The sequence below is a fragment of the Rhodoferax sp. GW821-FHT07G04 genome (genome assembly GCF_059418585.1).
In genome coordinates, this window is sequence record NZ_JBWKQD010000001.1 from 22,465 (window position 1) to 38,208 (window position 15,744).

General features: G+C 59.5%; 13 protein-coding genes. 2 read left to right on the top strand and 11 right to left on the bottom strand.

Going from position 1 to position 15,744, the window contains the following annotated elements; genetic code table 11:
• The first annotated feature begins 38 nt into the window (after positions 1–38).
• On the top strand, positions 39–1,022 hold the full coding sequence (locus AC07OO_RS00105) for a GlxA family transcriptional regulator (RefSeq protein WP_495080024.1): 984 nt from the start codon (positions 39–41) through the stop codon (positions 1,020–1,022).
• A gap of 62 nt (positions 1,023–1,084) precedes the next feature.
• Here the strand turns inward: AC07OO_RS00105 and AC07OO_RS00110 are convergent, their stop codons facing one another.
• Complete coding sequence (locus AC07OO_RS00110) at positions 1,085–1,870, bottom strand: hypothetical protein (protein WP_495080025.1); 786 nt, start codon at positions 1,868–1,870, stop codon at positions 1,085–1,087.
• A 116-nt stretch (positions 1,871–1,986) separates the two neighbouring features.
• Entirely contained in the window at positions 1,987–2,976 is a 990-nt protein-coding gene (locus AC07OO_RS00115) for a helix-turn-helix domain-containing protein (RefSeq protein ID WP_495080026.1), read from the bottom strand.
• A 127-nt stretch (positions 2,977–3,103) separates the two neighbouring features.
• On the opposite strand from AC07OO_RS00115, the gene AC07OO_RS00120 reads away from it, so the two are divergent.
• Positions 3,104–3,724: a cysteine hydrolase family protein gene (locus AC07OO_RS00120; protein ID WP_495080027.1), complete on the top strand. Its 621-nt coding sequence runs from the start codon at positions 3,104–3,106 to the stop codon at positions 3,722–3,724.
• A 13-nt stretch (positions 3,725–3,737) separates the two neighbouring features.
• Here the strand turns inward: AC07OO_RS00120 and AC07OO_RS00125 are convergent, their stop codons facing one another.
• From AC07OO_RS00125 to AC07OO_RS00165, 9 genes are read right to left on the bottom strand one after another with little or no spacing between them, the layout of a single operon-like run.
• Positions 3,738–5,915, bottom strand: a complete 2,178-nt coding sequence (locus AC07OO_RS00125) for a response regulator (protein WP_495080028.1) — start codon at positions 5,913–5,915, stop codon at positions 3,738–3,740.
• 10 nt (positions 5,916–5,925) lie between these two features.
• Entirely contained in the window at positions 5,926–6,975 is a 1,050-nt protein-coding gene (gene cheB / locus AC07OO_RS00130) for a chemotaxis-specific protein-glutamate methyltransferase CheB (protein WP_495080029.1), read from the bottom strand.
• Positions 6,972–8,981: a hybrid sensor histidine kinase/response regulator gene (locus AC07OO_RS00135; RefSeq protein ID WP_495080030.1), complete on the bottom strand. Its 2,010-nt coding sequence runs from the start codon at positions 8,979–8,981 to the stop codon at positions 6,972–6,974. Before AC07OO_RS00135 ends, cheB begins: the two co-directional genes overlap by 4 nt.
• 11 nt (positions 8,982–8,992) lie before the next feature.
• Positions 8,993–10,462, bottom strand: a complete 1,470-nt coding sequence (locus AC07OO_RS00140; RefSeq protein WP_495080031.1) for a HAMP domain-containing methyl-accepting chemotaxis protein — start codon at positions 10,460–10,462, stop codon at positions 8,993–8,995.
• Complete coding sequence (locus AC07OO_RS00145) at positions 10,459–11,001, bottom strand: chemotaxis protein CheW (RefSeq protein WP_495080032.1); 543 nt, start codon at positions 10,999–11,001, stop codon at positions 10,459–10,461. Before AC07OO_RS00145 ends, AC07OO_RS00140 begins: the two co-directional genes overlap by 4 nt.
• A complete protein-coding gene (locus tag AC07OO_RS00150) occupies positions 10,998–12,506 on the bottom strand; it encodes a CheR family methyltransferase (protein WP_495080033.1) in 1,509 nt (502 codons plus the stop codon). Before AC07OO_RS00150 ends, AC07OO_RS00145 begins: the two co-directional genes overlap by 4 nt.
• Positions 12,503–12,973: a chemotaxis protein CheW gene (locus AC07OO_RS00155; protein ID WP_495080034.1), complete on the bottom strand. Its 471-nt coding sequence runs from the start codon at positions 12,971–12,973 to the stop codon at positions 12,503–12,505. The genes AC07OO_RS00150 and AC07OO_RS00155 overlap by 4 nt, the downstream gene beginning before the upstream one ends.
• A gap of 2 nt (positions 12,974–12,975) precedes the next feature.
• Positions 12,976–15,282, bottom strand: a complete 2,307-nt coding sequence (locus tag AC07OO_RS00160; protein ID WP_495080035.1) for an EAL domain-containing protein — start codon at positions 15,280–15,282, stop codon at positions 12,976–12,978.
• A gap of 60 nt (positions 15,283–15,342) precedes the next feature.
• Positions 15,343–15,723 (bottom strand): response regulator, encoded by a 381-nt coding sequence (locus tag AC07OO_RS00165; protein WP_495080036.1) that lies wholly within the window; start codon positions 15,721–15,723, stop codon positions 15,343–15,345.
• Positions 15,724–15,744 lie beyond the last annotated feature (21 nt).

Below are 15,744 nucleotides of genomic sequence, written 5' to 3' on the forward strand. Positions count from 1 at the left end.
GAGTGTCCAATTTGACTGTTTTAGGGCCTATTCAGACAATGCATGATTTCACCATCCTGGTGCTGCCAGGCGCCTATGCCAGCAGCGTCGCGTCCACCTTGGACATACTGACCACGGCCGCGGCCATGGCCCCCCGCCATGGCATTGCACCGCCCACTTGGCGGGTCTGCTCGATGGACGGCGGCACCGTGGCTTTGCAGAGTGGCATCAGCGTCAATACCGCCAGGCTACCCAAGCGCCACACGGCATCTGACAGGTCCGTATGGGTGGTGCCCGGCTTAGGCTTGGACAAACCATCGTCCATTGAAAAGCGCTTCGCGATGGACGACGCCGCAGCCGCAGTTGCGGCCCTGCGCAAGCATGCCCAGGCTGGCGGCACAGTCGCAGCATCCTGTTCCGGGGTGTTTTTGCTGCAAGCCGCGGGTTTGTTGCAACACAAACGCGCGACCACCACCTGGTGGTTGGCGCCGGAACTGCAGCGTCTGGAGCCCACCTGCCATGTCGACGCAGACCGCATGGTCTGCGACCACGGCACGGTTGTCACAGCCGGAGCTGCGTTTGCACAGACCGACCTGATGCTGCATCTGACGCGCAAGCTATGCGGTGCGGCGTTGGTAGATGCCATTTCGCGCGTGTTGTTGCTCGATGGTCGGCAGGCCCAGGCGCCTTTTATCGTGCCCGAGGCCTTTTCCAGCGGTGACGATCTGGTGAGCCGTTTGGCTACCCGCATCGAAGCGGCCCTGCCCTCGCCACCCAAGATCGGTGAGCTGGCGCAGGAGTTCTGCATGTCCGAGCGCACGCTGTCCCGCCATGTGCAAAAGGCCACCGGCAAAAGCACACTGGCACTGGTGCAAAGCGTCAGGCAACGCCGCGCACGGGCGCTGCTGGAGGGCAGCCGCATGACGGTGGAGCAAGTGGCAGCAGCCGTGGGCTACCAGGACGCCACTGCACTGCGGCGCATGATGCGGCGCGTGGCGGGCGCCAACCCAAGCCGCTTCAGGCCCGCGGTATTGGGCGCTTGATATCAGCGCCCGTCGGTCATGATGGTGGGCAGATTCCAGGCGCCACCCCGTGTGGGACTGAGCTACACCGTGGCCGTTGCGCGCAGGCGCCCGCGCAAGGCCAGGAAGAGGACCGCGCCCAGTGGCAATGCCACGGTCAGCGTCCACGGTCCATAGGGCGGCGCAAAGGCTGCTGCGCTGAAGAGTTGCAGTGTCAGGGGTGCGGTATCCCAATGGCCGCTGGTCCAACCCACCGACAGGTTTCCGACACCCAAGAGAATGAACACCACCCACGGCCACTTGCGCCCCTTGAGAGGTGTTCGGATGCAGACCACCAGCGCAAACAAGGTGAACAGCGGCAGCACAACGACCAGGGCCAGCACGGCGTACTGCAAGGGGCTCTTGCCCTCCAGCGTGAACCGGTTCTGTTCGGCCAGGGACTTGGTTTGGGGAACTACGCTGAAACCCACCAGGCTGGCGCTGCTACCCTGGTGCTTCACCGCCACATTGGTCAGCACCCATTTGCTGGCAAATTCGTACTCGTAGGTGAGATTGACCATGGTGGTGTCGCCATCCACCACGCGGTGCGCGCCTACCAGGGTGATGGACTTGGGCTCCTCCTTGGGCATCAAGCCGGCCATGGTGACCAGCATGCCATGCAGCGTGGGACCGGCGATGCTGGGGTCTGCCGCTTTCTCGATATCGTCCAGGCGCTGCTGCCGCAATTGGTCGATATAGCTTTTTGCCAGTGTCTGGTCCGCAGGCTGCGCGAATTTTTGCAGCATGTCGGCCTGGTTGCAGCCAACAAGCGCGAGCACAGAGACCGCCGCAAAAATCATCGCCATCAGACGCAGGAAAAGATTGTTCATATTCTTGAAAAAAGCAAAGTGTTTGACTCCACCGCGCGCCGCGCAATGAAACCCATAAAAGCCCTTGGCAATGGCCGCAAACTGTACCGCAAAGCGCAGCACGGCCTGAGAAGGTCTTAGCCCCCTGCCCCAAACTGGCGACGGTAGGCCGAAGGCGAGAGTTGGAACGCCGCCGCAAAGTGCTGGCGCAGCGAGGCCGCAGTGCCCATGCCCGCGTCGGCAGCCACCGCGTCGATGGAGCGGTCCGTCTTCTCCAGTAGGCGCTGCGCCAAGGCCAGGCGTTGGTTCAGCAGCCACTGGCCGACCGTGGTGCCGGTGAGCTGGCGGAAGTGACGGGTGAACGTGCGCCGCCCCATGGCCGCCCGCGCGGCCAGGCTGTCCAGGCTGTGCGGCTGGTCCAGCGTACGCAGCACGGCGTCCAAGAGCGAAGACAAACGATGGCTGGCACCGGACACCGGCAGAGATTGCTGGATGAACTGGGCCTGCCCGCCCTGCCGGTGCGGTGCCAGCACCATGCGCCGCGCCACGCGATTGGCCGCTTCCGCGCCCCAGTCGCTGCGCAGCAAGTGCAGGCAACAGTCCAGCCCGGCGGCCGTCCCGGCCGAGGTGACGACATCGCCCTCGTCCACGTACAAGACCTCGCGATCCAGGGCCACCGCCGGGTAGCGCTGCGCGAACTGGTCTGCTCGGAGCCAATGGGTGGTCGCAGCGCGGCCATCCAGCAGGCCGGCATCGGCCAGCACAAAGGCACCCAGGCACAGCCCCACGATGCGCGCGCCACCGGCATGCGCCCGGCGCAAGGCGTCCAGCATGGGCTGGGGCGCGGGCTGGGCCGGGTCGCGCCAGGACGGCACGATGACCGTGCCCGCATCATCCAGGTCGTCCAGCCCAAAGGGCGCATGCACGGCAATGCCCGCCGTGCTGCGCAGCGGGCCGGGCTCGGCCGCGCACACCTTGAGCGTCAAGGGCGGCAAGCCCTCTCCCTCTCCGCTTTCACCAAACACCAAGCAGGGAACCGACAGGTGGAAGAGACTGATGCCATCGAAGGCCAGCACGGCGACGGTAGAGACGCTGCGCTCGTTGCTGATATCAGTTTTGCGTGACATGGCCCAATTCTATCGAATATTGTCAATTGGGCCACTATTCAAAAAACCCTTGCCTCGGAACAATTCACCCCATGGACCCGGCGTTGTTGCCCAGTCTGCATCACACAGCAAACAAGGAAGAATCACCATGACCCAAACCACCGCTACCACCACACCCCGCCGTGCCCTGATCGTCGTAGACGTGCAAAACATTTATTCCGACGGCCCGCTGTTGATCGAATACCCACCGGTGCAAGATTCGCTGGTGCGCATAGGCCAGGCCATGGACGCGGCACGCGCTGCAGGCATCCCCATCGTGGTCGTGCAGGAAGACAGCTTTGGTGTGGGCACGCAGGGTTGGAAGATCCACGACGTGGTGGCTAGCCGCCCATCCGACCTGCTGGTCCATAAGACCCTGCCCAGTGCCTTCACCAACACCGGCTTGGCCGCCTGGTTGGCCGCGCGCGAGATCAACACGCTGAGCGTGGTGGGTTATATGACGCACAACTGCAATGCGTCCACGCTGTACGAGGCCCGCCACATGGGCCTGCACGCCGAATTCTTGTCCGATGCCACTGGCGCCGTCCCGTATGCCAACGCCGCCGGCCGCGCCACGGCAGAAGAAATTCACCGTGTGTTCAGCGTGGTGTTTGAATCCAACTTTGCGGCGGTGGTCAGCACCGATACGTGGATTGAAGCGCTGCAAACGGGGCACGCGCTGGAGCGTGGTGGTGTGATGGCCAGCAATGCGAAAGCCAAAGAGATCTGAAGCCGCACCACCGTTAGGCTGAAGGCCCATCGTCAAGCTTTGGTGCCTCGGCCGCTACCACAAGGGGCAACCAAACACTAAAAGTGGAGCCAACCCCGGGTTCGCTTTGCACTGAGAAAAAACCGTCGTGCAACTCGACCAATTGTTTGACCAGGGCCAAGCCCAGTCCCGTTCCCTGGTACTTGCGCGACAAGCCACCATCCAATTGAACGAAGGGCTGAAACAGACGGTCGATATCCGCAAGCGCGATCCCAATACCCGTGTCTCGAACACTAATCAAAAGGAAACGGTTCGTGCTCTGTCCCCCATCGTTGACCGTCGTGCCTTTTGCATCGCCTGGAATGTCTGCACGTTGTACTTCACGCAACTGCAGGGTTACGGTTCCTCCATCGCCAGTGAACTTCACCGCGTTAGATAGCAAGTTGTAGACGATTTGTTTGGTCTTGCGCTGATCGGCCATGATCCAGCCCATGCTCTGCGTTTCCAGACACAAATGCAACTGGTGGTTGAGAGCCTTCTCGCGCACCACGCTCAAGCTGCCCTCCAGCAATGCATCGATGTCAGTAGGCTCCAAGGTCAAGCTCATCTTTCCAGCTTCAATTTTTGACAGATCAAGGATGTCGTTGATCAAAGACAGCAGGTGCTTCCCACCGTCTGTAATGAATCGGGCAAATTCTTCTTGTTTTTCGTTGAGCGCACCGGCCAATCCCTGCTGCAGCACGGAGGAGAATCCGATGATGGCGTTGAGCGGAGTGCGTAGCTCGTGGGACATGTTGGCTAGAAACTCGGACTTGAGGCGACTGGCATGCTCCAGCTGCAAATTTTTCTCCGCAATTTCGGTTTGGCGCTTCAGCAACTGCTCATTTGCCTGTTCGAGTTCACTGTTTTTTCTCTCCAACTCTGACAGCATGGTTGCGCGGCTCTCGAACAATTGGCGCGCGGCACGCGCCTCGCTGGCGTCCAACTCTCTGTTCATCAGCTCCACGCGAACGCGACGGCTTTCATCTTCGAACTGCTTGCGGCGCAATTGCGCACGCAGGCGCGCCTTCAGAACGTCTATTTCGTTCGACTTGAGTACGTAGTCGTCGGCCCCGGTACTCAGGCCTTCGATCATGGCGTCACGGTCTTCCATTGCGGTGAGCATGATGAGCGGGATATCGCGCAGCGTAGGAGACGCCTTGAAGCGTCTGCAGGTTTCGGTGCCGCCCAGGCCTGGCATCAAACGATCCAGCAGGATGCAATCGACGGTTTGAACGGCAACCATCTCCAACGCCTCCTCACCGGAGTGCGCCAGTATCACGTCATATCCCTCACCCAGCAGAATGTCCGCCAACTCGTGGAGGTAGGTCGGGCTGTCGTCGACTGCCAGAATTTTTTTTGGCCCTAACAAGCTGGATCCCGTGCTGGTGCGGCCCGCATTGTCAATATTGCGCAGCACGGCACTGATGCGTGCCAGAATGACGTCGAGGTCTTCGTCCTTGCGGACAAAGGCGTCAGCACCCGACTCCAGTGCGCGCAACTCGGCGCCAAAGTCCTGTGAACCGGTCAGCAAGATACAAGGTGTGTGGTGCAGTGCTGCATCCAAACGCAGCTTGCGCACGACGGTGGATCCGTCGATGCCCGGCAAGACACCGTCCACTACCACGGCATCCGGCCGGCTCAGTGCTGCGCTGCGCAAACCTTCCTCGCCGGAAGCGGCACTGAGCACCGCAAACCCTTGCCCCTGCAACAACTCGCCCAGTCGTTCGCGGAAAGTCACGCTGTCGTCAATGATCAGCACACGGGGCGGCGTTTGCGCCGCCGAGCCATTGCCATTGCTTTTTCCCAGCAGCTCACGCGCACGGGTGAGAACATACTCTTGGTCGTAGGGTTTCCCGACATAGTCGTTGGAGCCGGTCATCAGTCCGCGGATACGGTCTCGCACTTCGGCTTCCGTGGAGAGCATCAAAACCGGAATGTCAGCGCCGCTGGCTGTGGCGCGGATTTCCTTGAGCAGTTCCACGCCATCACCATCCGGCAGCATCAAGTCCAAGATGATCAGACCAATGGACTGTGTTGCCAGCACGGCGCGGGCCTCTGCCAAACTAGCACAGGCAATGTTTGGCATGCCTGCTGCCAAAAAAGCATCGGCCAGATCCGCACGCACCGTCAAACTGTCGTCAACAATCAGGGTGTTCTTGGTCATGTCCATGGAGTCCACATCATGCGGGGTGGGTCAACGTCGCAAGCATAGGGCCAATTTCTGACAAAGGAAGAATATGCTTCGCTGCGCCCAATAAAGCAGCTTCGCGCGGCATGCCATACACAATGGAGCTGGCCTCATCTTGCGCAAGCGTCAACCCTCCGGCTTGGCGAATGGCGAGCAAGCCTCGCGCTCCATCCGCTCCCATGCCGGTCAGCACGCAGGCGACAACCGATGGACCACATTCTTTTGCAATCGATTCAAACAATACGTCAACAGAAGGACGACAGGAATGCCGCTCCAAACCTTCATCCAGATGCAGGCGGCCTTGGCGCACGAGCAAGTGGTAATTGGGGGGCGCCAAAGTGACACCACGCTGTGGCACAAGCTGCCCGTCCTGCGCCATGCGCACCGTATGCTCCGTCTGACCGTCCAACCACTCGGCAAACGCGACTCCAAAGGGTTCTCCGATGTGAATCACGACCAACACGGGTAAAGGGTAGTTTGCTGGCAGGGCTCGCAATACCTCCACCAGTGCGCTGGGGCCACCGGTCGATGCGCCCAAGGCTACCAACTTGCATGCTTGCGGTGCCCGCGGGCTTGCAGATGCTTTCGGCGCTTCCAGTTGGCCGTTCAGCGATGTTGACCGACCCCGCAAATGCGTGATGACCTTTACCCGTGCCACCAGTTTGACCATGGCCGTAAAGCGCTGCTCCCAGGCACCATCCACCTCTTCCGGCCCCGGCTTTTCCATGACCTCTACTGCACCCGCAGCAAGCGCCTCATAGGTTTTGAATAGCTCGCCCCGGTTGGTAGAGGCGGAAACCACCAGTATGGGGGTTGGGCAATAGGCCATGATGTATTCGGTGGCCGCCAAGCCACTCATGACGGGCAACATCATGTCCAGGGTGACGACGTCCGGGCGCAGCGTCTGGCACATCTCTATGGCTTGCTTGCCATCCTCGGCCTCACCAACCCGTTTAAAGGCGGGGTCACTGTCCAAAATTTCACACAAATGCCTGCGAACGGTCAGCGAATCCTCCACCACCAGTACACGGATGCGTTTCATGGCGCCACCAATTCGGCAACCCGCCGTAAGAAGTCGACTTGATCAAACTCGCCTTTGACAATGTAGGCGCTCGCCCCCGCCGCCACGCCACGTTGCCGGTCTTCGGGGGCATCGCGCGAGGTGACCAAAATGCAAGGTATTTCTCGCAGCACCGGATCGGTGCGCGTCTGCGCGACAAAGCCAAAGCCGTCCATGCCTGGCATTTCCACATCCACCAAAAACAACGCGTACCTCCTGCCCTGTGCCATGGCCAGCCCTTCCTCTGCCGAAGTTGCCATTTCCACGAGAAAGCCGGCGGACTCCAGGATGCTGCTTTCCAGCATGCGCGTGGTCAGTGAGTCGTCAATGATGAGGATGGGAAGTGGACTGTTGGACGCCGCAGTGGCTGTGCCAGTTTGGCGTGCCAGCGTAGCGAGTTGTTCTGGGTCCAATACGATGCGTGGCGTGCCTTCGGTGTCCAGGTGCAGGCCAAGCACGATAGGGTCGGCTGGCGCCAGCGCGGGCAGAGGACGCAGCACCACCGTGTCAATTCCGCACAAGCGTGTCACCGCAAGCGCCAACGTCTCGCTTCCTGCGGACACAATCACAGCAGTCAACTGATGGGTGTTTGGGCGTCGATCTTGGCGACTCAGCGTCAGCATGGGTATCAGTTTTCCTCCGCTCGCGAGGGCTGTGCCCTCGGGTGAATGGACAATATCGCCCATTGCAACACGCATTGTGCGCTGCACGGCATCCATGGGTATGGCGGCAATGTACCCATCGACCTCTACGGTCAAAACATTTAGAGATGCCAGTGACAACGGTACACGCAGTTCGATCGTGGTGCCGCGGCCCACTGTGGTGTGCGCGACGACGTCACCGTTCATGCGCTGCGTTGCTTCGCGCACCACGTCCAGCCCAACACCCCGGCCCGCGAGTTCGGTGATGCTGTTGGCGGTAGTGATGCCGCCCTGGAGTAGCAAGGCCAGCAACTCAGTCGTACCCAAACCCTGTGTATCTGCGGCATGCGCGCCCTTTTTGAGCATGGCGCGCCGAACCGCTTCGAGGTCCACGCCACGTCCGTCGTCGCTGCAGCGAAACCACACGCGGTAGCCGTGGCGAATGACCTCCAGCGTTACGCGCCCCGCAGGGGGTTTGCCAAGGGTCTGGCGCTCAGTCGCCGCTTCAATGCCGTGGGCAACGGCGTTGCGAACCAATTGGACCAGCGCACTTTGCACACTGTCGAGAACCTGTCCGTCAATGCGCACCTCGCCCCCCCGGGCTTCAAATACCACCTGCTTACCCAAGCTGTGCGCAGCGTCCCGTGCGGTGCGCTCCAATGCATGGAAGATGTTCGCCACCGGGACCAGGCGCAACCTTTCTGCCGCGTCGCGGGCCTGGCGCAATTCGCGGTCCATGCGTTCGACACTGGTTGCCAAGCTGCGCTCGGTTACACCGAGTAGCTTTTGCACGGCTTCGGAAAGCGCGCGCGCCTTGACGCTGGGCAATTGCAGTTCATCAAACCATTGCGCGGTCAAACCCTGCACGCGCTCTATTGAAACCACCGACGCCCGTACGCTCGCCAATTCTCCGCCCATCTCGCCCAGGCCCTCTAACAATTCGTCCACCTCCAGCACGTCAGCCTGGGTCATGCGGGCCGGTGCGTCGTGTACTTGCACGGTCTGTGCGGGTGCAACGGCCTCGCTGTCTTGCGGAACCCCCAACTGTGCCAACTTCACATTGATGGCGTCCAATACCGCGAGAAGGGCGTCCACCCGCTCACGCGGCACCGGGGATGTCGCGTTGCGGTACGGTGCCAAACTGTCTTCCACGCCGTGGATCAGTTCAGCAATCTCCGCTTGTTTGACAACGCGGGCGGCACCTTTCAGGGTGTGGGCCAAACGCAGCAGACGCGGCACCAAATCGCTGTCTGAGCTGGACTTTTCCAGATCGAGTGCACTCTGGGAAAGCTGGTCCAGCAGCTCACGCGCCTCGATCCGAAAATAGCGGTAAGGGTCTTTCGCCATGCGGGTAAGACCTAGGCAGCGTTGGGTTGTATCAATCGACGCAAGTCCATGGACAAGCCTGCCAACTGCGACGCGGTTTGCAATGTCTGGGTGGAACTGGTCTCAGACTCCTGCGTTGCTTGCGCAACGTCAGTAACAGCCAAACGCACCTGCTCCGCCGCCGTGGCTTGCTGCTTGGTGGACAGTTCTATTTCGCGCGCCGCGTCGGTCGTGGTTCCTACTAGGCCAGCTATCTGCTTAAACGCTACGGCAATGTCGGTGAACTGGCGAGCTCCAGCATCTACCGCTTTGGCTCCGCTTTCGGTAGCCATCACCGTAGTATTTACAGCTCCACGCACGTCATCTATCTGGCTGCGTATGCCCTTGGTAGAGTTGGCCACACGGTCGGCCAGCTTGCGAATTTCTTCGGCTACCACTGAAAAGCGTTTTCCGGCCTCCCCGGCTCCGCACGCCTCTATGGTGGCATTAATTGCCAGAATATTGGTCTGCTCCGCGAGCTCTGAGACAACGTCAAGCACGGCACCGATTTCCTGGGACTTACGCCCCAGATCCAGCATATGGCTGACCACCAGGTCTATTTGCCGCCGGATGCCGGCAATCGCGTCCTGGCCCTTGTCCACCGTGCTCTCACCGCTGCGCGCCGAACTGGCAGTTTGTTCCGCGATCTGGGCGACACGTTGCGCGCTTTCCGCAATCTGACGCGAGGTGGCCACCAACTCACTGATGGTGGTGCTGATTTCCGTCATTGCACTCGCTTGCTCCTTGGCGCCGGAAGCCTGCTGGCTGGCAGCCGCCTGCAGTTCCGCCGACGAACTCTGGACATGGCCCACGGCGGCACCGATCTGCTGGCTCAGGGTGCGGGTTAACAGTACGGCGACGGCGATGGCAAACAAGGTTGTCACTACGGCGATCGCCATGACGGTGGAAACGGCTTCGGAAGCGGTATCGCTTGCCGCTTGCTTTACCTCGATGAGGTGCCGCTCCTCGAACGCAGTAAACGACTCCACACTGTCATTGAATTGGTCTCGAATGGGCAGTAGCTTGTCATCGAACGCACGCACGATGACCGATGCCTGGGCTTGGTCGCGTTTGAGTGCCATCAACTCTTCGCCAGCTTGACGGTATTGCGCCGCTTTGGCATCAATGGTATCGAGCATGCGCCGCTCTTCCTCGGTGACCAGCTTCTCCCGCAGACGTGCAGAGATCGTGGAAAACTCCCCACGGGTTTTGCGCAGATTGGTCGTAAATCGCTCTTCAGGTGAGATGATGTAGCCTCGTACCTGTGCCACCATTTCCTCCATGCGCGTGTGCAGCTTCTCCGCGTCCAGCAATATCTGTGCATTGACGGTGATAACGCGGTCCTTGCTGGCGACGACTCCGCGCAAGGCATAGATGGCCACTGCGCTCGTCAGCAGGACGAACACCAACATCACCGCGTAGCCCGCAGTCAGCTTCTGACCGAACGTCCAGTCTTTTTTCATGCTTGACCTCTCTTCTTTTGAATGATTGAATCCGCCCGCTGATTTATGTCGTGGAGTAATGACGGCAAATGAATGATGGGACGCACTGCCCCGTCGCTGTGCGCAGCGTCGCAGAAATGCGCCTGACCTGTGCCGTTTTGCACCGGCAGACCACCCGGCGTGGAGACAATCTGTTCGGACCTTGCCGAGAAATGCATTTCAAAGGTTTCAAAAGCCAGCGCCACTGGCTCCCGCGATCGCAACAGGATCAGCCAGCGCGTGCTGGGCGCGCGCGCATAGCCGCACAGAGACGCCAGGTCGTAAACGGGCGCAATCTGCCCGCGAAACCCGGCAACACCCAGCAGTTGGGGCACCGGTGTCGGCAAGGGCATGATGCGGCAGTCCACATGTAGCCCCCCGATGTCGGACACGCGAATGGCGTAGGGGTCTCCACCCATACGGATCGCCAACAGACTTTCGCGTGGGGCGGTCTCCGTGCGCGGGGCTTGCGCGAATGAGAGGTCAAACTCCTGTTGCAGTGCCAGCACGGCTCCGTTCATGGCGAGGCTCCCAAGCTTGCGAGTTCAGCCCGGCACAGTGCGATGAGCGCCTCGCGCCGAAAGCCTCCGGCAAACAACAGCAACCGAGATGCATCTTCTTTTTGCAGCAACAACAGTGCGTGGCCCAGATCGCGCAACGCGCCTACCGTGTCCCCCTGGCGGCGTGCCAACAAACCCAAATGCAAGCGTGGCATGGCAAACTCTGGGTCCAGGTAGGCAGCCGTCTGGTCATGGTCAATGGCTCCGACCAGGTCGGCCACACCCTCGCAGCACAGTGCCAGCACATAGTAGGCTCCTGCATTTAGTTCGTCGCGTTCCAATAGTTCCTTGCATGTGGCCACTGCGGCGTCGAGTGCACCGCTATGACTGAGGGACACGGCCTTGAGCAATAAAACATCGGGATCGATTGCATGCTCCGCCGGTAGAGCACCAAGTTGCGCTAGGGCTTGGTCGTACTTTTCATGGTGCAGGTATTCCAACGCGCGGTGAAGATTGGGTGCCACGTCCGCTTGGGCAATGCGCTTGGGCTCCGGGACGGCATCGACCAGAGGCGTGGCCAACGCATGGATCCGATCACTTGCCCTTTGGATTTCTGCAATCCAGCTGATGTCGCCCAGCGCGGCGGCCGGTTGCCAGCGTGCGCGCAGCGGGAGATCCATCGGCTCGGGTGCCGAAGTGTCGTCCTTGCGCTGGTAGTAAAAAGTGCCATGCGTGTGGCACAGGTGGAAATCCTGGGACAGGCCGCGCAAGGTCTCTGCATGGCCCAGGAAAAAATAGCCGCCGGGTACCAGTGCGTGCGCAATGCGGGCAATCGTTGCTTGGGCTTGTTCCGGCGAGAAGTACATCAAAACATTGCGGCAAAAAACGATGTCCAGGGAGCTGGGCTGCCAAAAATCAGGGGCCTCTTGCGCGAGGTTGCGTTGCGAGAATTTCACCATCTTGCGAACGGACGGATTCAATAAGAAACCGTCGCCGTCGGGTTGGAACCAACGTGCCTTCATGTCCGCCGGGAAGTCGCGCAATGACCAGTTCGTGTAGCGCGCCTGCGCCGCTTTGGCCAGCATGGCGGGGTTGACGTCTAACGCGGCTATGGTGATGCGGTTCAGCGCGTATGCTAATTTTTCACATGCCACCAAGGCTAAGGAATAAGGCTCGTCGCCGGACGCACAACCCGCGGAGAGGATGCGGACAATTTCACCACCGCCATTCGCCGCCAAGCGATCCGGCAGAGCCAATTCGGCGTAGGCCTTGAATTGGTCAACATTGCGCAGGAAAAATGTTTCCGTAACGGTGAGATCGCCGGCCACCCGGTACAGCTCCTCACAGGCGCTGGCGTTTGTCAGGTGGCTGATGTATTGCGAACACTCCATGCCGGTGGCCTGCGCCCGCAGGTGCAAGACTTTGGCTAAGGTGCCGAGTTTTGATTCATCGAACTGCAGCCCCAACACATCAACAATCAAACCTCGAAAACGCGTGACGTCTGCCAGGGCTGGAGGCGCCGTCATGCTGGCAACGCCTGCCTGTCTAGCGCGGTCCAAACAACGTCTGGAACCATGCGCGCGCTCTGCAATACCAGCAGCAGCTCTGCATCGAGGATGCTGATCGCCGCAATCCTGCTGCTGTCTACCGTCTGCAGCAGCAAGGGAACATCAGCCATCGCCTCCGCTTCCAGGGTTCGTATACCCACCACGCCATCCACTGCGAACGCCACGGTCCGCGTGCCCAACTTGATCGTGACAAACCGTGTGATCGGTGCATGCGCCATGTCACCCACAAGGCCGGCGATGTGGACAACCGGTGCATTGGCACCACGAATGATTGCCAATCCCAGCACAAAGGATGGCATATCAGGAATTGTCGTGGTCGGCAACGGTCGCATGGTTTCGACCACGTGCTCAATCGGTATCGCACACAGCCGCGACCCACCGCGGCAAATGAGAAAGGCGTTGGAAGAAGACGGGAGTACGGCCATGCTCAGAAATCATTGCTCATGTCGCCCATATCTGGGTGCATGTTTTCCAGTACCTCCACACGCTGCATCAGGCGGCGATTCTCGGCAAAAACTTCAAATCTTCGAAATGCCTGGTGAACGTTTTCCCGCAGCGCTGCATCTTCGATGGGCTTGCTCAACACCTTGTACAAGTCACCTCGGTTGACTGCATCGATGACGGTGCTGAAGTCCGCATACCCGGTCAGTAGCAGGCGAATAGTGTCTGGATACATTTCTTTGACCGTGTGCAAGAACTCCGTGCCCGTCATGTCGGGCATACGCTGGTCCGAGATGATGACACCCACTTCGTGCGTGGCCAGCAATTCAAATCCTTCGGCGGCATTGGAGGCTGTCAGGGTCAGCCAGCCTTCCTTGCGGAATACGCGCCGCAGCGCCGCGAGCACGTTGGGCTCATCGTCGACGACCAACAACGTGTAGTCGGCAGGCGACAACTCTTCATTGGACTGCAGTTTTCCTCCATTGGTCAGCAACTGCATGATGTCTTGTGGCGGCACAGCACGGCTATACAGGAAGCCCTGCATTTCCTGGCACATCTGTTTACGCAAGTAGCCGTGCTGGCCTTTGGTTTCCACGCCTTCTGCGATTGTTTTCAAGCCCAGATTGGACGCCATGGCAAGAATGCTGCGCACCAACGCAGCGCTGCCGGGGTGCTGCATCATGTCACGCACAAAGGACTGGTCGATCTTGATGCGATCAATCGGATAGCGGCGCAGATAACTCAAGGACGAATAGCCGGTGCCAAAGTCATCCAATGACAAGGTGACGCCCAGCGCCTTCAGCTGGTGCATCATTGAAATGGTTTGCTCTGCGCTTTCCAGAATCAGGCTTTCTGTCAGTTCTAACTCCAAAAATTCGGCATCTAGCCCAGCGTCTTCCAACGCGTTCTGAACGATTCGCACCAGATCGGTCGATCGAAACTGCTGAGCCGACAAATTGACAGCCATGCGCAACGGTGGATGTCCAGCACTTTGCCAAGCTTTGGCCTGCCGACAGGCCATACGCAATACCCAGCCGCCCACTTTGGGCATCAACCCCGCCTCTTCCATCAGCGGTATGAAATGCGCAGGCGAAACCAAGCCTTGCTGGGGATGCTCCCAACGGAGCAGCGCCTCCACCCCAACCACGACACCGGTCTTGAGATTGAGCTGCGGCTGGAAGTGCAGCACGAATTCGTCGCGCTCGAGCGCACGGTGCAGGTCAGCCAGCATTTGTACGCGTTGCTCCAGTCCCCGATCCAGATCAGCGCTGTACAGGCGATATCCCTCTTCGTCTGTGCAACGCTCGGAGGCTGCGCGTGCGCGGCGCAGAAGATTTCCGACTTCACTTTCATGCATCGGGTAGGCCGCAACACCAATTCCGACCCGCAAGAAAACCTCTCGGCTGTCCGTCTCTACGGGTTGGGACAAGACGTCCCTGACCCTGCGGACGAACACGTCAACCATGGCAATGTCTACCAGTTCGTGTGAAACGATGGCGAATTCATCGTGTGCCAGTTGCACAACCAAGCCGCTAGCCCCTCGGCAAGCGTCCAGGCGTGAAGCAATGCTTCGCAACACGTCGTCCATCGCGAGCTTGCCAAGAACCTGCACGATTTGTTCGACACGCAGTAGCCGGATGTCCACCATGACCAGCAAATTGCGCTTCTGGTCCGCAAGTGCCGCAAGCTTGGGCAGGCGTTCGTCTAGCAAAGCACGGTTGGGTAACCCGGTTTGCGCGTCGTAGAAAGCCAGGTAATAGAGTTTTGACTTGCCAGCTATGCGCTGTTGCTCGACTCGCATGTGCCCCAGCGAAAAGGAAATGTCCTCCGCGACCTCCGTTAGCAGATTTGATACGTCAGCGTCAAAGGCGTCGACGTTCTCGCAGTACAAGAGAAAAACACCAATCACGCGATCCAATTCGCGCAACGGTAGTCCCGCCATGGATTGAAATCCTTTTGCATGCATCTGCCGGTGCAGCAGTTGCCCGTGCTCGTCAGCGCTCAGGTCATTGCACAGGACTTCCTGCTTGTTCTGCAGAACCAAATTGGCGGCAGCGCCCAGGGCCTCGTTGACTTGGGGAGTATCTTTGATCTCGCCACACTGCGCCATTTGCCGGAATTGGCCTGAGGATGGGTCGAGCAGCCCTATCCATGCAAACTGAAACAATCCTGACTCCACAGCGATGTTGCATACGTCGAGATAGAGGCGGTCAGGCGATTCAGCGCGAACGATAGTCCGATTGACCCGACTCAACAGGGTCAAAAATCGATTGATGCGATTCAAGCTAGTCAAAGTGTCCCTTCCCCAACAAAACTTCTATTTATTTGCATCCGGGCGCTTGAATCATTCCTTTTAAATACGCAGTAATTCAGATAGGCATTTGGACAATTCCCATCGATCAATTGGTTTCACCAAGCTGCCATCTGCACCCGAGGCGGCAATGCGCTGGCGTGCCGCGACGTCATATAGCGCGGAAACGACCACAATGGGAATAGTTGCGGTTTGGGGATTGCCCTTGAGGCGGCGCACAACCTCGAACCCGTCCAGGCCGGGCATCATCAAATCCAGCAAGACGACGTTGGGTTGTTCCGCGATGGCCACGGCTATACCCTTCTCGCCGTCTGCAGCCACAAAAGCTAGGTGGCCTTCTGCTTGAACCAGGATTTCAAGCAACCTGCGATTGGATTCTTCATCGTCAATGATCAGGATTTTCGCGGGCAGCGGTTTGGTCAAAATGCACAACTTTCACGCAGG

Excerpts from the sequence above, each read along its gene's own strand:
- AC07OO_RS00105 (WP_495080024.1), top strand. The coding sequence starts at position 39 with ATGCATGATTTCACCATCCTGGTGCTGCCAGGCGCCTATGCCAGCAGC.
- AC07OO_RS00110 (WP_495080025.1), bottom strand. The coding sequence starts at position 1,870 with ATGAACAATCTTTTCCTGCGTCTGATGGCGATGATTTTTGCGGCGGTC.
- AC07OO_RS00115 (WP_495080026.1), bottom strand. The coding sequence starts at position 2,976 with ATGTCACGCAAAACTGATATCAGCAACGAGCGCAGCGTCTCTACCGTC.
- AC07OO_RS00120 (WP_495080027.1), top strand. The coding sequence starts at position 3,104 with ATGACCCAAACCACCGCTACCACCACACCCCGCCGTGCCCTGATCGTC.
- AC07OO_RS00125 (WP_495080028.1), bottom strand. The coding sequence starts at position 5,915 with ATGGACATGACCAAGAACACCCTGATTGTTGACGACAGTTTGACGGTG.
- cheB (WP_495080029.1), bottom strand. The coding sequence starts at position 6,975 with ATGAAACGCATCCGTGTACTGGTGGTGGAGGATTCGCTGACCGTTCGC.
- AC07OO_RS00135 (WP_495080030.1), bottom strand. The coding sequence starts at position 8,981 with ATGGCGAAAGACCCTTACCGCTATTTTCGGATCGAGGCGCGTGAGCTG.
- AC07OO_RS00140 (WP_495080031.1), bottom strand. The coding sequence starts at position 10,462 with ATGAAAAAAGACTGGACGTTCGGTCAGAAGCTGACTGCGGGCTACGCG.
- AC07OO_RS00145 (WP_495080032.1), bottom strand. The coding sequence starts at position 11,001 with ATGAACGGAGCCGTGCTGGCACTGCAACAGGAGTTTGACCTCTCATTC.
- AC07OO_RS00150 (WP_495080033.1), bottom strand. The coding sequence starts at position 12,506 with ATGACGGCGCCTCCAGCCCTGGCAGACGTCACGCGTTTTCGAGGTTTG.
- AC07OO_RS00155 (WP_495080034.1), bottom strand. The coding sequence starts at position 12,973 with ATGGCCGTACTCCCGTCTTCTTCCAACGCCTTTCTCATTTGCCGCGGT.